Source organism: Sphingomonas sp. PAMC 26605, assembly GCF_000241485.1.
Taxonomy (GTDB): Bacteria; Pseudomonadota; Alphaproteobacteria; order Sphingomonadales; family Sphingomonadaceae; genus Sphingomonas.
The window spans coordinates 746,809-769,446 of the sequence record NZ_JH584241.1; the positions used below are offsets into that span (position 1 = coordinate 746,809).

22 protein-coding genes are annotated in these 22,638 nt (G+C 66.7%); 10 read left to right on the plus strand and 12 right to left on the minus strand.

The features are described 5' to 3' along the window. The first annotated feature begins 96 nt into the window (after nt 1–96). The 5 genes from RH90_RS03280 (at nt 97) to lpdA (ending at nt 6,638) form a co-directional block, all read left to right on the plus strand. Nucleotides 97–3,036 (plus strand): 2-oxoglutarate dehydrogenase E1 component, encoded by a 2,940-nt coding sequence (locus tag RH90_RS03280; protein ID WP_010183865.1) that lies wholly within the window; start codon nt 97–99, stop codon nt 3,034–3,036. A gap of 140 nt (nt 3,037–3,176) precedes the next feature. After that, nucleotides 3,177–4,445, plus strand: coding sequence for a 2-oxoglutarate dehydrogenase complex dihydrolipoyllysine-residue succinyltransferase (gene odhB / locus RH90_RS03285; protein ID WP_010183866.1), 1,269 nt, complete (start codon nt 3,177–3,179; stop codon nt 4,443–4,445). 14 nt (nt 4,446–4,459) lie between these two features. Further along, nucleotides 4,460–4,957, plus strand: coding sequence for a DUF1877 family protein (locus RH90_RS03290; protein WP_010183867.1), 498 nt, complete (start codon nt 4,460–4,462; stop codon nt 4,955–4,957). Between the two features lie 15 nt (nt 4,958–4,972). After that, nucleotides 4,973–5,239, plus strand: coding sequence for a DUF433 domain-containing protein (locus tag RH90_RS03295; RefSeq protein WP_010183868.1), 267 nt, complete (start codon nt 4,973–4,975; stop codon nt 5,237–5,239). After that, nucleotides 5,232–6,638 (plus strand): dihydrolipoyl dehydrogenase, encoded by a 1,407-nt coding sequence (lpdA, locus tag RH90_RS03300; RefSeq protein WP_010183869.1) that lies wholly within the window; start codon nt 5,232–5,234, stop codon nt 6,636–6,638. Before RH90_RS03295 ends, lpdA begins: the two co-directional genes overlap by 8 nt. Before the next feature lie 123 nt (nt 6,639–6,761). Here the strand turns inward: lpdA and RH90_RS03305 are convergent, their stop codons facing one another. The 3 genes from RH90_RS03305 to RH90_RS03315 are packed head-to-tail and all read right to left on the minus strand — an operon-like array spanning nt 6,762 to nt 8,405. After that, nucleotides 6,762–7,217, minus strand: coding sequence for a cytidine deaminase (locus RH90_RS03305; RefSeq protein WP_010183870.1), 456 nt, complete (start codon nt 7,215–7,217; stop codon nt 6,762–6,764). Next, the gene (locus RH90_RS03310; protein ID WP_010183871.1) at nt 7,214–7,903 is read right to left on the minus strand and encodes a glycoside hydrolase family 25 protein; all 690 of its coding nucleotides are present in this window, start codon (nt 7,901–7,903) and stop codon (nt 7,214–7,216) included. The genes RH90_RS03305 and RH90_RS03310 overlap by 4 nt, the downstream gene beginning before the upstream one ends. 19 nt (nt 7,904–7,922) lie before the next feature. Beyond that, nucleotides 7,923–8,405 carry a UPF0262 family protein gene (locus RH90_RS03315; protein WP_010183872.1) on the minus strand — a complete coding sequence of 161 codons (483 nt, stop codon included), beginning with the start codon at nt 8,403–8,405 and terminating at the stop codon, nt 7,923–7,925. 112 nt (nt 8,406–8,517) lie between these two features. Between RH90_RS03315 and RH90_RS03320 the strand changes: the two genes are divergently transcribed. Next, nucleotides 8,518–10,026, plus strand: a complete 1,509-nt coding sequence (locus RH90_RS03320) for a replicative DNA helicase (protein ID WP_010183874.1) — start codon at nt 8,518–8,520, stop codon at nt 10,024–10,026. Next, on the plus strand, nt 10,010–11,419 hold the full coding sequence (locus tag RH90_RS03325) for an RNB domain-containing ribonuclease (RefSeq protein ID WP_232280293.1): 1,410 nt from the start codon (nt 10,010–10,012) through the stop codon (nt 11,417–11,419). The genes RH90_RS03320 and RH90_RS03325 overlap by 17 nt, the downstream gene beginning before the upstream one ends. 156 nt (nt 11,420–11,575) lie before the next feature. Here RH90_RS03325 and RH90_RS03330 read toward each other — a convergent pair whose 3' ends face one another. The 9 genes from RH90_RS03330 to RH90_RS03370 form a co-directional block, all read right to left on the minus strand. Further along, entirely contained in the window at nt 11,576–12,331 is a 756-nt protein-coding gene (locus tag RH90_RS03330; protein ID WP_010183876.1) for a phosphoadenylyl-sulfate reductase, read from the minus strand. Next, on the minus strand, nt 12,324–12,821 hold the full coding sequence (locus tag RH90_RS03335) for a DUF934 domain-containing protein (RefSeq protein ID WP_010183877.1): 498 nt from the start codon (nt 12,819–12,821) through the stop codon (nt 12,324–12,326). Before RH90_RS03335 ends, RH90_RS03330 begins: the two co-directional genes overlap by 8 nt. Beyond that, the gene (locus tag RH90_RS03340; protein ID WP_010183878.1) at nt 12,814–14,502 is read right to left on the minus strand and encodes a nitrite/sulfite reductase; all 1,689 of its coding nucleotides are present in this window, start codon (nt 14,500–14,502) and stop codon (nt 12,814–12,816) included. The genes RH90_RS03335 and RH90_RS03340 overlap by 8 nt, the downstream gene beginning before the upstream one ends. A gap of 261 nt (nt 14,503–14,763) precedes the next feature. Next, nucleotides 14,764–15,060, minus strand: a complete 297-nt coding sequence (locus tag RH90_RS03345; protein WP_010183879.1) for a DUF2849 domain-containing protein — start codon at nt 15,058–15,060, stop codon at nt 14,764–14,766. Continuing rightward, nucleotides 15,057–15,845 carry a uroporphyrinogen-III C-methyltransferase gene (cobA, locus tag RH90_RS03350; RefSeq protein WP_029625001.1) on the minus strand — a complete coding sequence of 263 codons (789 nt, stop codon included), beginning with the start codon at nt 15,843–15,845 and terminating at the stop codon, nt 15,057–15,059. The genes RH90_RS03345 and cobA overlap by 4 nt, the downstream gene beginning before the upstream one ends. 92 nt (nt 15,846–15,937) lie before the next feature. Beyond that, a complete protein-coding gene (locus RH90_RS03355; RefSeq protein ID WP_010183881.1) occupies nt 15,938–16,150 on the minus strand; it encodes a hypothetical protein in 213 nt (70 codons plus the stop codon). 23 nt (nt 16,151–16,173) lie between these two features. Then, nucleotides 16,174–16,629, minus strand: a complete 456-nt coding sequence (locus RH90_RS03360) for a GAF domain-containing protein (protein ID WP_010183882.1) — start codon at nt 16,627–16,629, stop codon at nt 16,174–16,176. Beyond that, entirely contained in the window at nt 16,622–18,034 is a 1,413-nt protein-coding gene (astD, locus tag RH90_RS03365; RefSeq protein WP_010183883.1) for a succinylglutamate-semialdehyde dehydrogenase, read from the minus strand. The genes RH90_RS03360 and astD overlap by 8 nt, the downstream gene beginning before the upstream one ends. Nucleotides 18,035–18,231: 197 nt before the next feature. Beyond that, nucleotides 18,232–19,590 carry a protein adenylyltransferase SelO gene (locus RH90_RS03370; RefSeq protein WP_010183884.1) on the minus strand — a complete coding sequence of 453 codons (1,359 nt, stop codon included), beginning with the start codon at nt 19,588–19,590 and terminating at the stop codon, nt 18,232–18,234. 70 nt (nt 19,591–19,660) lie between these two features. On the opposite strand from RH90_RS03370, the gene RH90_RS03375 reads away from it, so the two are divergent. The 3 genes from RH90_RS03375 (at nt 19,661) to RH90_RS03385 (ending at nt 22,564) form a co-directional block, all read left to right on the plus strand. Continuing rightward, entirely contained in the window at nt 19,661–20,521 is an 861-nt protein-coding gene (locus RH90_RS03375) for an alpha/beta fold hydrolase (RefSeq protein WP_010183885.1), read from the plus strand. A 169-nt stretch (nt 20,522–20,690) separates the two neighbouring features. Continuing rightward, a complete protein-coding gene (locus RH90_RS03380; protein WP_010183886.1) occupies nt 20,691–21,452 on the plus strand; it encodes an SDR family oxidoreductase in 762 nt (253 codons plus the stop codon). Then, nucleotides 21,449–22,564 (plus strand): glycosidase, encoded by a 1,116-nt coding sequence (locus RH90_RS03385; protein WP_010183887.1) that lies wholly within the window; start codon nt 21,449–21,451, stop codon nt 22,562–22,564. Before RH90_RS03380 ends, RH90_RS03385 begins: the two co-directional genes overlap by 4 nt. The last annotated feature ends 74 nt before the right edge of the window (nt 22,565–22,638 follow it).

Consider the following 22,638-nt stretch of genomic DNA (forward strand, 5'->3'; position numbering starts at 1 on the left):
AGGCTAGCAGATTGGGCTGCCCTCACCCTCCCACCCGCTGTCGCGGGTGGGCCCCTCCCCCTCCCGCTGGGAGAGGGGAAGTAGAGGTGAAGGCACATGGGCATTGAAGGCCAGGATTTCGCGGATGTTGCGGGCAGCGTAAGCCCCGCCTTCATCGAGTCGCTCTACGCACGCTTCAAGGCGTCGCCCGAGAGTGTCGAGCCATCGTGGCGCGCATGGTTCGAGGGCCTCGAAGGCTCGACCGAAGGCGCGTCGTGGCAGCAGGCGAACTGGCCGCTCTCCTCGACCGACGATCTTACCTCGGCGCTCGACCCGACCCAGATGGAGCCCGCGTCCAAGCCCGCGCGTGGTGGCGCCAAGCCCGCCCCCGCAGCGCCCGCGGCTCCAGCCCCCTCGCAGGACGACATCCTGCGCGCGGCGAGCGACTCGATCCGCGCGATGCTGCTGATCCGCACCTATCGCGTCCGCGGCCATCTCGCGGCCAATCTCGATCCGCTGGGGCTCTCCAAGCGCGAGATGCCCGACGATCTCAAGACCGAATATCACGGCTTCTCCGACGCCGATATCGACCGCAAGGTCTATCTCGGCGGCACGATGGGCCTGCAATGGGCGACGATCCGCGAGGTCGTCGATATTCTCCGCGCCAATTATTGCGGCAATGTCGGCCTCGAATATATGCACATCGCCGACGTCGAAGAGCGTCGCTTCCTGCAGGACCGCATGGAAGGCAAGGACAAGGCGATCGAGTTCACCGATCTCGGCAAGAAGGCGATCCTCAACAAGGTGATCGAAGCCGAGCAGTGGGAACGCTTCTGCGGCAAGAAATATGTCGGCACCAAGCGCTTCGGCCTCGACGGTGGCGAGAGCATGATCCCGGCGCTCGAATCGCTGATCAAGTACGGCGGCGCACTCGGCGTCAACGAGATCGTCTTCGGCATGGCGCATCGCGGCCGCCTCAACGTCCTCACCAACGTGATGGCGAAGCCTTTCCGCATCATCTTCCACGAATTCGGCGGCGGGTCGGACAATCCCGATGACGTCGCGGGTTCGGGCGACGTGAAGTATCACCTCGGCACCTCAACCGACCGCGAATTCGACGGGATCAGCGTCCATATGTCGCTGGTCGCCAACCCCTCGCATCTCGAGGCCGAAGACCCCGTCGTGCTCGGCAAGACCCGCGCGATCCAGACGATCGCGGGCGATCTCGACGAGCATAAGGCGTCGCTTCCCGTCCTCATCCATGGCGACGCGGCGTTCGCGGGGCAGGGGATCGTGTGGGAGTGCCTCGGCTTCTCGGGCATCCGCGGCTACAACACCGGCGGCTGCGTCCACTTCATCATCAACAACCAGGTCGGCTTCACGACGTCGCCGCAGTTCGCGCGTTCGTCGCCGTACCCGTCGGACGTCGCCAAGGGCGTCCAGGCGCCGATCTTCCACGTCAACGGCGATGATCCCGAGGCGGTGACCTTCGCCACCAAGATGGCGATCGAATACCGCCAGAAGTTCCACCGCGACGTGGTGATCGACATGTGGTGCTATCGCCGCAACGGCCACAACGAAGGCGACGAGCCGTCCTTCACCCAGCCTTTGATGTACGACATCATCCGCAAGCATCCGCCCGTCAGCGAGGTCTATGGCCAGAAGCTGATCGAGCAGAAGGTGATCGACCGCGCCTGGATCGACGCCAACATCACGCAGTTCACGACCTTGCTCGAAGGCGAGTTCGAGGCTGGCGCGACCTACAAGCCCAACAAGGCCGACTGGTTTGCCGGGCGTTGGTCGGGGCTGCACTCGCCCGCCGATTCGGAGAGCGCACGCCGCAACGTCGAGACGAGCATCGAGCAGAAGCTGTTCGACTCGCTCGGCCGCACGCTGACGACGATCCCCGAGGGGCTGACCGTCCACAAGACGCTCAACCGCGTGCTCGACGCCAAGCGGACGATGTTCAAGACCGGCGAGAATTTCGACTGGGCGACCGGCGAAGCGCTGGCGTTCGGCTCGCTGCTTTCGGAAGGCTATGGCGTTCGCCTGTCGGGTCAGGATTCGGGTCGCGGCACCTTCTCGCAGCGTCACGCGGTGTGGGTCGATCAGACCAACGAGAGCAAGTATCGTCCGCTTTCGACCGTCGAGCACGGCCGTTTCGAAGTGCTCGATTCGCCGCTCAGCGAATATGGCGTGCTCGGTTTCGAGTATGGCTATGCGCTCGCCGATCCCAAGACGCTGGTGCTGTGGGAGGCGCAGTTCGGCGACTTCATGAACGGCGCGCAGATCATGATCGACCAGTTCATCGCGAGCGGAGAGGCCAAGTGGCTCCGCGCCAACGGCTTGGTCATGCTGCTGCCGCACGGCTATGAAGGGCAGGGGCCGGAGCATTCGTCCGCCCGCGTCGAGCGTTTCCTCCAGCTCTGCGCGCAGGACAATATCCAGGTCGCCAACTGCACCACGCCGGCCAACTATTTCCACCTGCTGCGCCGGCAGATGCACCGCTCGTTCCGCAAGCCCTTGGTGATCTTCACGCCCAAGTCGCTGCTGCGCCACAAGCTGGCCGTGTCGAAGACCGCCGACTTCACCGGCGACAGCCACTTCCAGCGGATGCTGAGCGATCCGTCGGCCCCGGCCGATGCCGACGTGAAGCGCCTCGTGCTCTGCACCGGCAAGGTTGCCTACGACCTGATGGAAGCACGCGACGCCGCGGGCGACACCAACACGTCGATCGTCCGCGTCGAGCAGCTCTACCCCTTCCCGGGCGAGCCTTTGGTCGAGCGCCTCAAGCGCATGCCCAACCTCGAGACGGTGGTGTGGGCGCAGGAAGAGCCGAAGAACAACGGCGCCTGGACCTTCGTCGATCCGTTCATCGAGGAGTGTCTGGTCGAAGCGGGCGGTCCGGTGACGCGGGCGCGCTATGCTGGTCGTGCGGCGTCGGCATCGCCGGCAACGGGCCTGATGAAGCGCCACCAGACCGAGCAGGCGGCGCTCGTCGCCGATGCGCTCGGCCACAGCGTCCGCGAGGAAATTCGCCGGACGCGCAAGGTATAAGACGTCGCCTTGCTCGCGTTCCCCGGCGAAGGCCGGGGCCCAGGAGCAGGGCAGTAGGAAATTCACGAAGCGCTTGATCGGCAAGCGTTGCGTAACTGGACCCCGGCCTCCGCCGGGGAACGAGAAAGCGGAAGAAGATCATGGCAACCGAAGTCACAGTACCGGTACTCGGTGAATCGATCACCGAAGCGACGCTCGGCGAATGGCTCAAGCAGCCCGGCGACAAGGTCGCAGTCGACGAGCCGATCGCCAGCCTCGAGACCGACAAGGTCTCGGTCGAGGTCCCGTCGCCGGTCGCCGGCGTGATGGGCCAGCACGCCGTGCAGGTCGGTGACACCGTGCTCGTCGGCGCGATGATCGCGACGATCGATGCCGGCGAGGGCGCCCCGGCCGCCGCAGCAGCACCGCAGCCCGCCGTGCTCCAGTCGCCCGCCGCGGCGCCCGCCGAAGCACAGGCATCGCCCGCCGCGACCGCCGGCCAGCAGGCGCCCGCCTCCGACCCGCGCGACACGCCCGCCGCGCTCTCGCCGTCGGTGCGCCGCGCGGTGCTCGAGCACGGTGTCGACCCCGCGACGGTCAAGGGCACCGGCAAGGACGGCCGCCTGACCAAGGACGACGTCGCAGCCGCTGCCGCTTCGACCCCCGCGCCGGCACCGGCACCTGCCGCAGCGCCGATCCCGGTCGCTGCATCGGTTGCCGCCGCCTCGGGCCGCAAGGAAGAGCGCGTCCGCATGACGCGCCTGCGCCAGACGATCGCCAAGCGCCTCAAGGAAGCGCAGAACACCGCCGCGCTGCTGACGACCTTCAACGACGTCGACATGACCGCGGTCATCGAGGCGCGCGCCAAGTACAAGGATCTGTTCGAGAAGAAGCATGGCGTCCGGCTCGGCTTCATGGGCTTCTTCGTGAAGGCCGCGTGCCTCGCGCTGAAGGACATTCCGAGCGTCAACGCCTCGATCGAAGGCGACGAGATCGTCTATCACGATTATGCCGATATCTCGGTCGCGGTGTCGTCGCCGGGCGGGCTCGTCGTGCCGGTGGTGCGCGATGCCGACCAGATGTCGGTCGCGCAGGTCGAGAAGACGATCGGCGATTTCGGCAAGCGCGCCAAGGACGGCACGCTCAAGATGGACGAGATGAAGGGCGGTACCTTCACCATCTCGAACGGCGGCGTGTTCGGCTCGCTGATGTCGACCCCGATCATCAACCCGCCGCAGGCCGCCGTGCTCGGCCTGCACCGCATCGAGGACCGCGCGGTGGTGGTGAACGGCCAGATCGTGATCCGCCCGATGATGTATCTGGCGCTCAGCTACGACCACCGCCTGATCGACGGTCGTGAAGCGGTGACGTTCCTCGTCGCGCTGAAAAATGCTATCGAGGACCCGACGCGGATTTTGATCGACCTGTAAGAGGGGGCGCTGCAATGGGGATGGTGATGTACCTGCGGCGGGCAAGCCCGTCGAACATCGCGGCGTTACGGCGCGACCCCAGCGAAGCGCAGGAATTTGCTTTCGAGGACGGTGATGTCGAAGCCGATCTGATCGACTTCGACAAAGCCTGGCACGCGCTTCACTTCATGCTGACCGGCGCGGCATATGACAGCCACAGCCCGCTCGGCATCATTGCCGATATCGGCGAGGCGGTCGGCCAGGATGTGGAGGGGCTGGACGAGTTCTGGATCATCAGCCCCGAGCAGATGGGAGCCTTCGACACGGCGTTTCGCCAGATCGATGATGCGGCCTTGCGGGGCAGATACGATATTGCGGCGATGCTGGAGAGCGATATCTACCTCGCTGATGCCTTCGCCGACGACGGCGACGAATTGGCACTCGAATATATTCTGCAGGGCGTTCCGGCCTTACGGCGGCTTTCCGCTGCCTGCGCTGCGGCAGGCGACGGCGCGGTCCGTATCTTGGCCTGACGTAGCGAACGGCGAATGGCAAAGGCGCCCGAGCACCGAACCCCATGGGACGGTATCATCGTCACAGACGAGGATGTCTGTATGGGCAAGGTCCGCATCGCCGGCACACGACTGTATTTGGATCACCTGCTGGGACTCATTGAAGGCGGCTACGGCCTTGACGATATTCTAGCAGACTATCCCCAACTCACCCGCGCCCAGCTTCAAGCAATGCTGGGTTTCACGCGCGATCTGGTTGCGGCAAAACGCAACCGACTGAAAGGCGAACACCATCATGGCTGATTACGATTACGACGTCCTCATCATCGGTTCGGGCCCCGGCGGTTACGTCGCGGCGATCCGCGCAGCCCAGCTCGGCCTGCGCACCGCCTGCGTCGAATCGCGCGAGACGCTCGGTGGCACCTGCCTCAACGTCGGCTGCATCCCCTCGAAGGCGATGCTCCACGCGTCGGAATATTTCGACGCCGCCGCCAACGGCACGATGGCCAAGCTGGGCATCAAGGTCACGCCCGAGCTCGATCTCCCGCAGATGCACGCCCAGCGCATCGACGCCGTCACGCAGCTGACCGGCGGCATCGCCTTCCTGTTCAAGAAGAACAAGGTTACCTGGCTCAAGGGCCGCGGCGCGTTCGTCGATGCGCACACCGTCCAGGTCGGCGAGCAGACCGTCACCGCCAAGGATGTGGTGATCGCGACGGGTTCGTCGGTCACCCCGCTGCCCGGCGTCACCGTCGACCAGAAGATCATCGTCGATTCGACCGGCGCGCTCGAGCTCGACAAGGTGCCCGAGCATATGGTCGTCATCGGCGGCGGCGTGATCGGGCTCGAGCTCGGCAGCGTGTGGCGCCGGCTTGGCGCGAAGGTCACCTGCGTCGAATATCTCGACCAGATCCTCCCCGGCTTCGACGGCGATATCCGCAAGGAATCGAACAAGATCTTCAAGAAGCAGGGCATCGAATTCAAGCTCTCGACCAAGGTCACCGGCGTCACCGTCAACGGCGACAAGGCGACGCTGACGGTCGAACCGTCGGCAGGCGGCCCAGCCGAGACGATCGAGGCGGATTGCGTGCTCGTCTCGATCGGGCGTCGCCCCAACACCGACGGCCTCGCCCTCGAAAACGCCGGCCTGTCGACCAACCCGCGCGGGCAGATCGACACCGATCACCGCTTCCAGACGAGCGTCCCCGGCGTATGGGCGATCGGCGACGTCATCCCCGGCCCGATGCTCGCGCACAAGGCCGAGGACGAGGGCATCGCGGTCGCCGAGAACATCGCCGGCCAGACCGGCATCGTGAACCATGCGGTGATCCCGAGCGTCGTCTACACCTGGCCCGAGATCGCCGGCGTCGGCCTCACCGAGGAAGTCGCGCGCGAGCAGGCGACCAAGAACGGCGGCGAGATCAAGGTCGGCAAGTTCCCGATGGCGGGCAACAGCCGCGCCAAGACCAACCACGAGCCCGACGGCTTCGTGAAGATCATCGCCGATGCCAAGTCCGATCGCGTGCTCGGCGTCTGGGCGATCGCGGTGCCCGCCGGCACGATGATCGCCGAGGCGGCGCTTGGCATGGAGATGGGCGCGACCAGCGAGGACATCGCCTACACCTGCCATGCGCATCCGACGCATAGCGAGGCGATGAAGGAAGCCGCGATGGCCGTGCGCGGCAAGGCGATCCACGTCTGAGACGCGGCGGCGAGGCGCTTAGCGAAAGCTAAGCGCCAGCCCGAGCCGCGTCCGGCCGGCGGCGCCACAGCGCCGACCGATGGCATGGCTTCGCCATGCCGCTGCGCCCCGCGACTCGGGTCTTCAGGTCGAAGCGCCGAACCCCAGATCCGCCGGCCCGAAGGCATGCGGCAGCAGCTCGCTCAGCAGATAGCGTTCGACCGCGTCGCCCTCGGCCGCGCCGCACCACACGACGATGTCGCGCCCGCCGATCTGCGCGGCTTCGTTGATCACCTGGCGGCAGCGACCGCACGGGCCGACCGGTGCGGTGCCGGTCGGGCGTCCGTCCATGTCCATCGCACCGCCGATCACGCCGATCTCGACCACATCGCGGAAATCGCCCGCGCTGTTGACCGTGGCGAGCGCGACCGTCTCTGCGCAGAGCGACAGGCCGTAGCTCGCATTCTCGAAATTGGCGCCGGTGACGATCCGCCCGTCGGCGAGCAGCACCGCCGCCCCCACGGCGAAGCGCGAATAGGGCGCGTGCGCATTGAGCGCCGCAGTGCGCGCCGCCGCGATCAGAGTCTCTTGCATCGTCATGGTGCCACTACATCCCAATGGACCGGGCCATCGATTCCGTCGATGCGCCGCATGTCGCTCGCCTGCCACATCCGCCAGCGCTTTGCCGGATAATCGGGTGGGAAGAAATTCTGCATCGCCCAGACCGGACGCGGAATCGCCAGCGTTACGCCGTACGCGGCATCGAAGCGCTTGCTGACCTTGATCAGCAGCGGCTTGCCGGTGTGCGATTCGACCATCGCGATGAAGCGGCGCAGCTCGTCGAGCACGATCGGCGCGGTCGGGCGCGACGTGCAGTCGTCGCTGAAATCGAGTTCGACCGCGGCGGGCAGCGCGCCATCGTCGCGCGCGACGGTGGTGTTGAAGGCGTTGGCCTGATCGGCGGCGAGGCGGCACAGCGAGTAAGCATGGCTGGCGCCGCGCCGCATGCCGGTCTCGGCGACGGCGGCCCAATTCGCTTCGAAGCTGGGATCACGCTGGTCCGCACGCGTCGCGCGGACATAAGCGAAATCCGCGCCGCCGCGCTTGACCGCCCACCAGTCGATCTCGCCATTGGCGGCGGACACGTCGAGCCCCTGGAACGCGAAGCGGTCGGTCGGCCGCCAGCTCAACGCGAGAACCCAGAGGATGATGGCAGCAAGGACGAGAATGCCGACGATCGTGGCGTACAGCCCGATCCGAATGCCCCACAGGCGATATTTTACCACGATAGTCCCGTTCGGGCGATCAGCCCTTGATATGTAAAACGCAGATCAGCGTGAACAGCCGGCGGGCGGTGTCGAAGTCGATCTCGATCTTGCCCTCCAGCCGCTCTTTCAGCAGCTCCGCCGCTTCGTTGTGGATGCCGCGCCGCGCCATGTCCACCGTCTCGATCTGCGCCGGTGTCGCGTTTCGGATCGCCTGGTAGTAACTGTCGCAGATCGCGAAATAGTCTTTGATCGGGCGGCGGAAGCGCCCCATGCCGAGCACATAGGTCTCGAGATGGCTGTCGTCCTCGCGATGGATCGCGATGCCGAGCCGGCCTTCCTCGACGCTGAGCGCGATCCGGTAGGGGCCGGCGTAGCCGTCGGGATAGGCCTTTTGCGGCGCGAAGTGATTGCCCTCGATCAGGTCGAAGATCGCGATGCGGCGTTCCTGCTCGATATCGGCCGAGCGCCACAGGATCGTGCGTTCGTCGAGAGTCACGGCAATGATGCGCGGATCGGCCATTGTTGCAGCCGTAGCCGGGGCGGGGGCTGCGGACAACATCCGCCCACGGGATTCACACCCGGGTGAGCGCAATCCGCTTGAGTGGTCGGGCGGCGAGTGGAATGAGGGCGCCATGGCCACAGCATTCCTCCCCACACCGCCCGTTCCCGAAACCGTCTCGCTGCCGCAGAACGTCGAAGCCGAGGCCGCGATGCTCGGCGCGATGATGATCGACAACCGCCTTGCCGACGATCTGATCGACCGTCTCGACGCCGAACATTTCTTCGAGCCGCTCCACGGCCGCATCTTCAGCGCGATCAAGACGCTGCGCGGCAACGACATGCTCGCCAGCCCCGTCACGCTGCGCCCGATGTTCGAGCAGGACGCCGGGATGCGCGAGCTGGGTGGCCCGGCGTATCTTGCGCAGCTCACCGGCTCGGGCGCGGGCCTGATCGGCGCGCGGCAGTTCGCCAAGCAGATCTACGATCTGGCGATGCTGCGCACGCTGGTGACGGTCGGCCGCGGCCTTGTCGATCGCGCGATGGATACGTCGGAAGAGGTCAATCCGCGTGCGCAGATCGAAGCGGCGGAAGAGGAACTCTACAAGGTCGCGTCGGACGGCGCGACCGAGAGCCAGACCAAGAGCTTCCTCCAGGCCGCCAAGACGACGCTGAAGATGGCCGAGGTGGCGCTGAATTCGGGCGGGCATATCTCGGGCATCACCACCGGGATAGAGAGCATCAACACCAAGATCGGCGGCATGCACCGCTCCGACTTGATGATCCTCGCCGGGCGTCCGGGCATGGGCAAGACCTCGCTCGCCACCAACATCGCGTTCAACGCGGCGCAGCGCTGGATGCGCGACATGGCCGACGGGATCGATCCCGAGCGCTCGCTCGGCGCCAAGGTCGCGTTCTTCAGCCTCGAAATGTCGGCCGATCAGCTGGCGGGGCGCGTGTTGTCCGAGCAGGCGCGGATCAATTCGGACGTGCTGCGTTCGGGCAAGATCAGCCGGCATGAATTCCAGGCGCTCGCGACGACCGCGGCCGAGCTCGAGAACCTGCCGCTGTTCATCGACGATACCGCCAATTTGTCGATCGCCTCGCTGCATACGCGCGCGCGACGATTGCAGCGGCGGCACAACAATCAGCTGGGGCTGATCATCGTCGATTACCTTCAGCTGCTGTCGGGTTCGGCGAAGAGCTCGGGCGACGGGCGCGTGCAGGAAATCTCGGAGATCAGCCGTGGCCTCAAGGGCGTGGCGAAGGATCTCAATGTCCCGGTGATGGCGCTGTCGCAGCTCAGCCGCGCGGTCGAGCAGCGCGAGGACAAGCGGCCGCTGCTGTCGGATCTGCGCGAATCGGGATCGATCGAGCAGGACGCCGACATGGTGATGTTCGTCTATCGCGAGGATTATTATCTCAACATGGCCCAGCCCGAGATCCCGAGCGCCAACAGCCCGGCGGGCGTGCAGGACAAGCATGCGCAATGGTCCGAGCATCTCTCGCGCGTCGATGGTCTCGCCGAGCTGATCATCGCCAAGCAGCGCCACGGCTCGACCGGCAAGGTGATGCTCAAGTTCGAGCCGCACATCACGCGCTTCAGCGACGTTGTGGTCGGCGGTGGTGGCGGCGGCTATTGAGGCCGCGCGGTTGAAGACGCTCGTCGATTCGAACGCGGTGCTGGCCGCTGGCCTGCCGCTGATCCGGACACAGTTCGGCGTGCCCCACTCGTTTCCGCCGCAGGTGCTTGCGGCAGCGGAGGAGGCCGCCAAGCGCGTGCCGAATGCGCATGTCGATCGCACCGCCATGCCGTTCGTCACGCTCGACCCGGCGAGTTCGACCGACCTCGACCAGGCGTTCGCGATCGAGCGGAGCGGGGCCGACCTGCTGCTGCATTATGCGATCGCCGACGTCGCGTGGTTCGTCGATGATGGCGGGGTGATCGACGCCGAGGCGTGGAAGCGCGGGACGACGCTGTATCTGCCCGACGGCAAGGCCGGGCTCTATCCGCCGGTGCTCGCGGAAGGGGCGGCGAGTCTGTTGCCGAGCGGGCCGCGGCCGGCGGTGGTGTTCACGGTGCGTGTCGCGCCCGACGGCACGCCGACGCTCGACGGGGCGGAGCGCGCGACCATCCGCAGTCGGGCGAAGCTCGCTTATGACAGCGTGACCAATGCTGATCTCCCGCCCGATTTCGCCGAGCTGGCCAACCGCATCGCCGCCGCCGAGGATGCGCGCGGCGCGAGTCGCGTCGATCCGCCGCAACAGGACGTGATCGCCGACGGGAAGGGCGGCTATCGTTTGGCCTTCGAGCCTCGGCTCGAATCGGAGGATCGCAACGCGGCGCTGTCGCTCGCGACCAACCTGGCGGTCGCTGCGCTGTTGCAGGCGCACCATACCGGGCTGTTCCGCGTGATGGCCGGACCCGACGACCGCGCGGTGCAACGGCTGCGCAATGTCGCGCTGGGGCTCGGGCTAGACTGGCCCGCCGCAGTGTCGCTGCCGCAGTTCGTCGCGATGCTGTCTGCCGCCGACCCGGCGCAGGCTGCCTTCATGATCGCCGAACGCCGTAGCGGGGGCGGAGCGACCTATACGCCGTACCGCGAAGGCGTGGTGCTGTGGCACGCGGCGATGGCGGCGACCTATGCGCATGCGACCGCGCCGTTGCGGCGGCTGGCCGACCGCTATGTCGTGCGCGCCGCGCTCGCGATCGCCAACGGGCAGCCGGTGCCCGATGTGGTGACGCAGGCGTTCGACACGCTCCCGCCGGTGATGGCGCGCGCCGACGCGATCGGCGGGCGGATCGACCGCGCGGTGATCGATCTGGCCGAGACGGCGGTGCTGCACGGGCGCGAGGGCGAGGTCTTCCGCGCGGTGATCGTCGATGCGGATGCACACGGCGCGCGGATCCAGCTGTGCGATCTGGCGGTGCTGACGAGCGTCAAGACCGCGGGCAAGCCGGGCGAGGCGATCTCGGTGCGGCTGGTGGCGGCGGATACCGCGGCGCGAACGCTGAGTTTCGAGCGGGTTTCGTGAGGCGGATCCACGCGGCGACGCGACAAAGCATAGGACCGGCTCACTGAGATTCAAAGTGGCGGCGCGCCGCGGTGTTCCTCCCCTCCCTGGAAGGGAGGGGAGTCAGGACGGCGGACCGGCTAGCGCCTTGTGCAGTCAATGCGACGGGTCGGGCGCCTAGAAAACCGGCTCCTCACCCGGCTTCTCGGGCACGTGAATCCCGCACTCGACCTTGTCCCACCCGCGCCAGCGGCCCGAGCGGGGGTCTTCCCCCGGCAGCACCTTGCTCGTGCACGGCGCACAGCCGATCGAGGGATAGCCGTCGGCTTCGAGCGGATGGCGCGGCAGCTTGTGCTCTTCGAAATAGGCGTCGAGCCTGGCCTTGTCCCACGCCGCGAGCGGGTTGAGCTTCAGCCGGCCCTCATCCTCCTCGAAGCGCGGCATCGCTAGGCGTGTGCCCGCCTGGAAACCCTTTCGGCCCGAGATCCACGCATCGAACGGCGCCAAAGCACGACGCAGCGGCTCGACCTTGCGGAGGTCGCAGCAGCCGTCGGGGTCGTAATTCCAGCGCAGGCCCGTCGCGTCCTTCTGCGCCAACCGGCGCGGATCGGGGCGGAACACGCGCAGGTCGGTGAAACCGAGCGTTTCCGACAGCTCGTCGCGGTACGCGAGCGTCGCACCGAAAATCTTTTGCGTGTTGAGGAAAATGACCGGAATGTCCTTGTCGACCTGCGAGATCAGGTGGAGCAGGACCGCGCTCTCGGCGCCGAACGACGAAACCGCCGCGACGCGCCCCTTGAGCTCGCCAGTGAGGAGCTCGCCGAGCATGTCGCGCGTGTCGACGCCGGCGAAGCGCGCCTCCATCGCCGCGGCATCGGCGGGGGAGAAGGGGGCGACGTCGATCAGGTCGAGCTTGCGGGCCGCACTAGCCATGCCGCAGCTTCCAGACTGGCACGCGCCCGTCGGCGGCCTTCTGATAGACGTTCTCGTAGCGCTTCAGCGAAGCTTCGAGCGTCGCGGGGTCGATCTCCGATTCGGGCGCAAAGCTGTCGAAGCCGCAGCGTTGCATCAGCGGCATCTGGTCGACGAGCACGTCACCCTGCGCGCGCAGTTCGCCGGTGTACCCGGCCTCGCGGAGAATTCGTGCCGCCGAATAGCCGCGGCCGTCGCGGAAGCTCGGGAAGCTGACCTCGACCAGCGCGATCCGGTCGAGATAGGGGAGCAGCGCGCGCGCATCGTCGCCGGCCTCGAGCCGCACCGCGGTCGCGTTGGTTTGGGCATCGAGGAACCCGTCGAGCGTGACGGCAGGCTCGTCGAAACTCGCGTCGCCCCGGCGCAGGCCGGTGCCGCCCTGAGGCTGGGCTTGCGCGTCCAACGCAGCGGCCCCGGCCTGCGCCGGGGCGACGGTGATGGGCTTATCCATAAAGCGCTTCCTTGAACGGCTCCATGCCGATGCGGCGATAAGTATCGAGGAAGCGTTCGCCGCCCTCGCGCTGCGCCAGATACACATTGGTGACCTTTTCGACGGCATCGACCACGCCGTCCTCGTCGAACCCCGGGCCGGTGATCTTGGCGAGGCTGACATCTTCCGCGCCCGATCCGCCGAGCGAGAGCTGGTAATTTTCGACGCCCTTTTTGTCGACGCCGAGGATGCCGATGTGCCCGGCATGATGATGCCCGCAGGCGTTGATGCAGCCGCTGATCTTGACCTTCAGCTCGCCGATGTCGCGCTGGCGTGCGGGATCGGCGAAGCGCTCGGTGATCTTCTGCGCGAGCGGAATCGAGCGCGCATTGGCGAGGCTGCAATAATCGAGGCCGGGGCAGGCGATGATGTCGCTGATCAGGTCGAGATTGGCGGGGGCGAGGCCGGCGGCGTCGAGCTGCTGCCAGATCGTGTAGAGATCGGCCTTGCGGACGTGCGGCAGGACGATGTTCTGCGCGTGCGTGACGCGCAGTTCGTCGAAGCTGTAGCGCTGGGCGAGATCGGCCATCAGGTCGATCTGCTCGGCGGTCGCGTCACCCGGGATACCGCCGGTCGGTTTCAAGCTGATCGTGACGATCGCATAGCCGGGCTGCTTGTGCGCGGCGGTGTTCTGATCGACCCACAGCAGGAAGTCCGGATCATCCGTCGCCCCGGCGGAAGCCGGGGCCGCTGGGGTGTTTGTCCCATCGGCTGCCCCGAACGCAGCGGCCCCGGCCTCCGCCGGGGCGACGAAGGGGGGATCGGCGAAGAAGGCGGTGATCCGGTCGAACTCGGCCTTGGGCGGATCGAGCCCGAGCGCCTTGACCGCGACGAACTCCTCCTCGACCTGGCGGCGATATTCGTCGGGGCCGATCTCGTGGAGCAGGATCTTGATCCGCGCCTTGTAGATATTGTCGCGCCGGCCGTAGCGATTGTACACGCGCAGGCACGCTTCCAGATAGCTCAGCAGATCGTCGCTCCGCACGAAATCGCGAATCTCGTGGCTGATCATCGGCGTGCGGCCCATGCCGCCGCCGACGAAGATCTTTCCGCCGAGCTCGCCGTCGCGGCGGACCATCTGGATGCCGATGTCGTGGAGCCGCATTGCCGCGCGATCCTCGTCGGCGCCGATCACCGCGATCTTGAACTTGCGCGGCAAATAGGTGAATTCGGGGTGGAACGTGCTCCACTGGCGCAGCAGTTCGGCCCAGACACGCGGATCGGTGACTTCGTCGGCGGCGGCGCCGGCATATTGATCCGACGAGATGTTGCGGATGCAATTGCCGCTGGTCTGGATCGCATGCATCTCGACCGTCGCTAGTTCGGCGAGGATGTCGGGTGCGTCCTCTAGCTTGATCCAGTTGAACTGAAGGTTTTGCCGAGTCGTGAAATGGCCGTAGCCGCGGTCATATTTGCGCGCGATGTGGGAGAGCATGTGCATCTGGCGGCTGTCGAGCGTGCCATAGGGGATCGCGACGCGCAGCATATAGGCGTGGAGCTGCAGGTAGAGCCCGTTCATCAGCCGGAGCGGCTTGAACTGGTCCTCGGTGATCTGGCCGGCGAGGCGGCGCTTCACCTGGTCGCGGAACTCCTCGACGCGGGTGTCGACGATCTGCTGGTCGTATTGGTCGTATTTATACATGGTCGATTCCGGGGGCGGTCGGAGAAGGGGTGTTCACGCGAAGACGCGAAGGCGCGAAAGCAGAAGAAGTCTGGTTCGCGCGGAGACGCGGAGACGCGGAGAGGATGCGCTCGCGGCGACCGCGCGCGTCAGCGCAAATCCCTGCTCCCGTCGCCCGAAGGGATGAGAGCCGCTGCGCGGCGAGCGCACCACCTCCGCGTCTCCGCGTCTCCGCGCGAACCAACCCTTCTTCGCGCCTTCGCGACTTCGCGTGAACCAAATTCATATCACCCAACTGCCAGCATTGGGGTCGGCCGGCTTCAACGTCAGATCCGCACGCACCGTCGGGCCGAGCGCGCGGACGCGGTCCTTGATGTGCGCGGGGCGGGGGCCCTCAGGGGTGAGCGTCGCGTCGATGACATAGGGGACGTTGACGCGCCGCGCGCCTTCCTCGGCGCGCGCGATGCTCTCGCCCTGGTCGCCGACGTCGCCGGCATCCTCGATATGGCGCGACCAGCCCGAGCCGGTCCACCACACCACGTCGCCCGTCGGCAGATCATTCCCGGTCAACAGTCTCACGCAATCGACTCCGCAATCTTGGCCCAGGCGCCGAGCTTGTCCTCGGCGTCGGACAGTTCGACGACGTCGCCGACGACGATGATCGCCGGGCTCGCCACTTTCTCGCGTGCGACCATGTGGCCCAGATCGGCGAGCAACGTCCGCATCGCCCGCGCGCCCGCCAGCGTGCCGCGCTCGAGCACCGCGACGGGCATTTCGGGCGCGACGCCGTCGCGCATCAATTTGTCGGCGATATCGTCGGCGGTCGCGACGCCCATATAGATGACGAGCGTGCGGCCCTTGCCGGCGAGCCCCGACCAGTCCTGATCGGCGAGCCCCTTGCACTGGCCCGCGACGAAGCTGACCGCGCTCGAATGGTCGCGGTGGGTGAGCGGCAGCATCGCCTCGGCCGCGCAGCCGAGCGCTGCCGACACGCCGGGGATCACCTCGACCGGTAGCCCCGCGGCGCGCACCGCCTCGACTTCCTCTCCGCCGCGCCCGAAGATGAACGGATCGCCGCCTTTGAGCCGCACGACGATCGCACCGGCCTTCACATGCGCGACGATCAAGGCGTTGATCGCTTCCTGCGGCAGCGTGTGGCGTGCGCGCTTCTTGGCGACCGAGATGCGCTGCGCCGTCGCGGGCGCGAGGTCGAGCACGCGCGGATCGATCAGCCCGTCATGCACCACGACATCGGCTTGCCCCAGCGCCGCGACGGCGCGCACGGTGAGCAAGCCGGGGTCGCCGGGCCCCGCACCAACGAGAATGACGCGCCCACGCGCGGTCGGATCGAGCAATGTGGCCATCGTTGTCAGATGGGCTGGACCAGTGTGCGGGGCAATTCAAGCTTGCTTGGGGGCGGGGTAGCCAAACTTTTGCCTATCGGGGCGGTGGGCGATCACGCTTTGTCGCGCAACTCCTTGACGCGGCGCGCGAGTTTGGCGGCTTCGTCGATCAGCATCGCAGCGACCTCGGGTTCGCGTTCGCGGATCGCGATCGCCAGGCAATTATCCGACTCGAGTTTGAGCTTGCGGGCGCGGGGAGTGGGGCCATCGGCTACGGGTTCGTGTTTCACGCCACGCCCAAAGCATTGCAACGCCAGCAGTTCCATCGCTTTGCGACCAAAGGTGCCGCTCAGCCCAGCAACGCCCCGATTTCCGCGGCGAAGCGTTCGAACAACTGCGCGATGGCGGGCGTGCCGATCGGGCGTGGCGACGGGTCGATCGCGCACAGCGTCCCGAAGAAGCTGCCGTCGGACCGGCGAATCGGGAAGGAGATATAGCTCTCGAAGCCATACAGCATCGGCGTCGGATGCGTCCGCCAGTCGGGATTGCCCGATACCGTGTCGATGACGACGGCGTGCCCGCCTTGCCGGATCTCGTTGCAGATCGTGGTCTTCAGGGCGAGCTCATCGCCCGCCTCGAGCCCGAACTCGATCCGATCGACCACCTGGCAGGCGATCCACTGGCTGTCGGTTACGCGGGCGACGGCGGCAAAGCCCATCGTCGAGATATCGCAAATTCGCTCCAGCATCGCTGTGACCGCGGGATCGTCCCGCAACCGCTCGACGCCGCAAGCGTCTTCATCCATCCCTTAGCCCCACCCCGATGCTCGCGCGTGCCTGATCGGCTTCGCTCGATACCACAGGATAGGCGCAATAGTCCGCCGCATAATAGGCGCTCGGGCGATGATTCCCCGACCAGCCGATTCCCCCGAACGGCGCCTTGGAGGAAGCACCGTTGGTCGGCTTGTTCCAGTTGACGATGCCGGCGCGCGCATTCGCCCAGAACTGGTCGTACAGCGCGGGGTCCTGGCTGAGCAGCGACGCCGACAGGCCGTAGCGCGTGTTGTTGGCCTCGACGATCGCATCCTCGAAGCTGGTCTTGCGGATGACCTGGAGGATCGGCCCGAACAGCTCGATATCGGGGCGGTCGTTGAGGTCGGTCGTGTCGATCAGCGCGGGGCGCAGGAACGGGCGGTTGGGGAGCGGGCGCTCGAGATGCTGCAGCGGGCGACCGCCGCGCATCATCAGCTCGAGAAAGCTTTCCGACAGCAGATCGGCGCTGTCATTGTCGATCACCGGGCCCATGAACGGCGCGGGGCTGGCGTGCGGCTCGTCGACGATGATCCGCTTCATCAGCTTGATGACCTCGGCCATCAGCGGATCGTAGAGCTTCTGGTCGACGATCAGCCGCCGCGCGGCGGTGCAGCGCTGGCCGGCCGAAGTGAACGCCGATTGCACGACGACGACCGCAGCGGCGTGGAGATCGGGCGAGTCCCACACGATGATCGGGTTGTTGCCGCCCATTTCGAGCGCGAGGATCTTTTCGGGGCGCGTTGCGAACGCGCGGTTGAGCGCGATCCCGGTATGCGCCGAGCCGGTGAACAGCAGCCCGTCGATCCCGTCATGCGCGGCGAGCGCCTTGCCTTCGGCCGCACCGCCGATCAGCAGGCGGAGGCAGCCTTCGGGGATGCCGCCGGCGTGGAAGCAGCCGACGAGGAATTCGCCCGTCGCGGGGGTCTTTTCGGACGGCTTGAACACGACCGCATTGCCAGCGAGCAGCGCGGGGACGATGTGGCCGTTGGGCAGGTGCGCCGGAAAATTGTACGGCCCGAGCACCGCGAGCACGCCGTGCGGCTTGTGGCGCAGCGCCATCCGGCTGCCCATCTGCGCCTCGAGCCGGCGTTGCGGGGTGCGTTCGGCATAAGCGGTGACCGAGATGTCGACCTTGGCGATGACCGAATCGACCTCGGTATGCGCCTCCCACAGCGGCTTGCCGGTTTCGCGCGCGATGATGTCGGCAAAGGCGTCGGCGCGCGCGCGCACGACATTGGCGACGCGGCGCAGCGCCTCGACGCGGTAGGCGAGCGGTTGCGCCGCCCAGCCGGCCCAGCTCGCGCGCGCGGCGGCGACTTCGGCATCGACATCGCCGATCGCGCCGCGCCAGAGCTCGGCGCCGGTGGCGGGTTCGTAGGAAAGGAGTTCTGACGACATTTACTCGGTCCTTGCCTGAGATCGCGACGGGAATCCACTACTCTCCCTCTCCCCTTGTGGGAGAGGGAAGGGGCCCGCCGGCGCAGCCGGTGGGAAGGGTGAGGATCGATGTCATCGCCGACGCTAGATTCAGGGTGGACCCTCACCCTCCCACCGCTTCGCGGCGGGCCCCTCCCTCTCCCAGAGGGAGAGGGGTTTTAGCGCAGCGCTTCGCCCATAGTGCGGATCTGCGCGATCTTGGCGTCGAACGGCGCCCAATCGTCACGCTGGTCGATCGCCGCCCAGATCGCCTCGACCTCGTCGATCAGCATCGCGCAGGGTTCGCCATGCCAATAGGCATGGTCGCGGGTCTTGCGCTGCGCATAGGGTTCGAGCGCAGCGCGCAGTTCGTCGAACGCCGCGCCGTCAGGCGTGATGCCGCCGAACGCATCGAAATAGAAACGGTCGATCGCCATTCCGCTCGTGCGCAACCCGCGCTCGATCGCCTGGACCAGCGCGCGGTCGCGCGTCGCATCGCGCGGCACGACGCCGAGCCGCCACAGGATCGCCGCGGAGACCGCGCCTTGATAGCGTTCGGTAAAGGTGTCGAGCACCGCGATCAGCGGTTCGGCCTCGACCAAAGCACGCAGCGAAATCGCCAGCTGCGTCGCGTTCCAGTGGATCGCCTCGGGCTGGCGGCCGAACGCGTAGAGGCCGGCATGGTCGAAATAGGCGGCGGTGAAGGCCGGGTCCCAGGTTGGGGCGAAGCGCCACGGGCCGTAGTCGAAGCTCTCGCCCGTCACGTTGATGTTGTCGGTGTTGAGCACGCCGTGGACGAAACCCGCCGCCATATAGCGCGCGGCAAGCGTCGCGGTGCGATCGACCACCAGATCGAGCAGGCGGACCGGCGCATCCGCCCCGGGTTGCTCGCCATAGAGGTTGCGCAGCACATAGCCGACGAGCCGCTCCATTGCGTCTGCATCGCGCAGATAGGCGAGCCGCTGGAAGGTGCCGATGCGGATATGCCCGTGGCTCAAGCGCACCATCACCGCCGAGCGGGTGGGCGAGGGTTCGTCGCCGCGCTCGAGCGCCTCGCCGGTCTCGATCAGCGAGAAGGTGCGCGAGGTGTTGACGCCGAGCGCCTCGAGCATCTCGGTCGCGAGGACTTCGCGCATCCCGCCCTTGAGCGTGAGCCGCCCGTCACCGAAGCGGCTCCACGGCGTGGTGCCCGAGCCCTTGGTGCCGAGGTCCATCAACCGCCCGCGATCATCGCGCAGCTGCGCGAACAGGAAGCCGCGACCATCGCCGATCTCGGGATTGTAATTGCGGAACTGGTGGCCGTGATAGCGCAAGGCGAGCGGCTGCTCGAGGCTGCCGGGCAGCGGCGCGAACCGACCGAAGTGCCGCAGCCAGTCGGCGTCGCTTAAGCGATCGAGCCCGACCTCGGCTGCGGCACGATCGTTGCGGAAGCGCAGGACGGTTTGTGGAAAGTCGGCGGCGGCGACCGGATCGTAGAAACCGTCGCCCAGTTCGAGGATGGTCGTTTCGGGCCGACAGCCTTGCGGGGGGATGCTCATGCGTGGATATGGAGGGCGCCGACCGCCGGACGCAACCCCGTGAAAGTGGCCGCAGGCCCAGGACCAGACCATGTCGCCTTATGAAAATCGATATTGGTGGTCGAACGACGGCGTCCGGCTGCATTATCGCGACTATCCCGGCCCCGCCGATCGCCCGCCGATCCTCTGCCTCCCCGGCCTGACGCGCAACGCACGCGATTATGACGACCTCGCCCGCCGGCTGTCGCCCGCCTGGCGCGTGATCGCGATCGACCTGCGCGGGCGCGGCGAGAGCGGCTATGCCAAGGATCCGATGAGCTATGTCCCGCTCAGCTACGTCCAGGACGTCGAGGCGCTTCTCGGCGAGCTCGGCGTCGACCGCTACGTCGCGTTCGGCACCTCGCTCGGCGGGATCGTGACGATGCTGCTCGCCGGCACCGCGCATGAGAGCGTCGCGGGCGTGCTGCTCAACGATGTCGGGCCCGACATCATGGCCGAGGGGCTGTCGCGGATCCGCGGCTATGTCGGCAAGTCGAACACCTGGCCGACCTGGCTCCACGCCGCGCGCGCGGTCGCCGAGGCGAATGGCGACGTCTATCCCGCCTTCACGCTCGAGGATTGGCTGGCGATGGCCAAGCGGCTCTACCGGCTCAACAGTGCGGGGCGGATCGTGCTCGACTACGACATGAAGATCGCCGAGCCGTTCCGCGTGCCCGGCAACGAAGCCGGCCCCGACATGTGGCGCGCGCTCGCGGTGCTGAAGGATGTCCCCACACTCGTCGTGCGCGGCGCCGTGTCGGATGTCCTTTCGGCGACGACGGCGGAGCAGATGGTCGCGGCGCTCGATCATGGCGAGCTTGTCACGATCGACCAAGTCGGCCATGCGCCGACCTTGAGCGAGCCCGCCGCGGTGGCAGGAATCGATCGTCTATTGTCTCGGATCGCGATCTAGTTTTCCTCCCCTCCCTGGAAGGGAGGGGCTGGGGGTGGGTTGGCCTGAAGAGAGGGCCGCCGCCGCCACGGGCCGACCCACCCCCGACCCCTCCCTTCCAGGGAGGGGAGAAGAAGAAGCGGAACCGCGCGTGCCACCACGCGTCTCGCTTGCATAACAGGAGCTCTGCATGAAGACCGTTACCGACGCGCATACCGCCGTGACCAGCCTCAAGGGCAAGCGCGTCGCCATCACCGGGGGCACCACCGGGATCGGCCGCGCGATCGCCGTCTTGCTCGCCGCCGAGGGCGCGAAAGTGTTCATCTGCGGCCGCAACCCCGATTATCTCGACGACGCCTTGGAGCGCATCCGCGAAGTCGGCGGCGAGGCCGACGGCATCACCACCGAACTGTCCGATCCCGAGAACGTGCTGAGCTTCTTCAAACAGGCCAGCGACTATCTCGGCGGGCTGGACTGCGCGGTGATCAACGCCGCAGTCGCCGCAGGTGGCCTGACGCAGATGAGCGAGCCCGAACTGCGTTACGCGATCGCGGTCGATTTCACCGCCTATCTGCTCAGCGCGCACGCCGCGGTCGACAGACTCGAAGGGCATGGCGACATCATCCTGATCGGCTCGATGAGCGCACACGTGCTCGGGCCGAGCTCGACCGTCTATGCCGGGATCAAGGCGGGCATCGCGGCGTTTTCCGAGGCGCTGCGCCGCGAACTCGGCCCCAAGGGGATCAAGGTCGGCCTGATCGAGCCCGGCAAGACCGGCTCCAACATGCAGCTCCCCGACATCACCCCCGAGGAGCAGCGCAAGATGATCCACGAGGAAACCTCGCTCCGCGCCGAGGACATCGCGGTCGGCGTGCACTATATGCTGACCCAGCCACGGCGGACCGTGATCCAACAGCTCGTGATTTCCCCGCGAGCGCAGGAGGGTGAATGACCTTTTCGCATGACGCCTTGATCTTCTCGCCGCGCGACGTCGATCTGTCGCAGTCGCCGCTCGCCGGAAAGGTCGATGCCGAGACCTATGTGCTCGGCGCGTTCAACCCCGGCATGACGCGGCTGCCCAACGGCAACCTGTTGCTGATGGTGCGCGTTGCCGAGGCGCTCAAGACGCCGATCCGCGACCAGCACATCCATGCGATCCGCTGGACCGAGCACAGCTATGCGCTCGACGCCTGGCCGCTCGAACATGTCGACACCGCCGACCCGCGCAAATTCATGATGCGCGGCGGCGGCTGGAAGGTGATGGCGCTGACCTCGCTGTCGTGGCTGCTGCCGGTCGAGCTCAACGCCGATGGGACCAAGATCGAGCAGGTCCATTACGACAAGGCGATCGCGCCACGTGACTCGTATCAATGCTACGGCGTCGAGGATGCGCGGATCAGCAAGGTCGGCGATCGCTATCTGATGACGAGCTGCTCGGTCAGCCCCGAGCGGCATTCGACGACGCTCTATTCGTCCGCCGATGCGATGGACTGGCAGCTCGAGGGGATCGTGCTCGATCACCAGAACAAGGACATGCTGATCTTCGAAGGGCTGATCGGCGACAAATTCTTCGCGCAGACGCGCCCGCTCGGCGACCTGTACTTCGCCTATCCGCCGGGGAGCGAGTGGCGGTCTGGCCCGTCGATCAACCTCGCCAGTTCGCCCGATGCGCTGCACTGGAAGCCGTACGACAAGCCGGGCATCCGCCCGCACGCCAAGACGATCGCGACCGCGCGGATGGGCGGCGGCGCGCCGCCTATTCTCACGGACGAGGGTTGGCTGACGCTGTGGCACGGCGTCGAGCCGATGGGGCTGGTCGGCGTGTATCGCACCTATTGGTCGCTGCTCGATCGCGACGATCCGAGTGTGGTCTTGAAGACCAGCCACGATGCGCTGCTCGAGGCCAATCCGGCGCTGACCGATCCGATCAAGGATCTGATGTATCTCGACAATGTCGTGTTCACCACGGGGATCGCCGACGCCGGCGACCACTATGTCGTGGCGAGCGGCGAAGCGGATCTCGGCTGCCGGATCACGCATATTCCGAAGACCGCGTTCGCCTGAATCTCTCCCCTCCCGCTTGCGGGAGGGGGTAGGGGGTGGGCTCGCGCTATCAGCGTCCGCTCCCGGCGATAGCG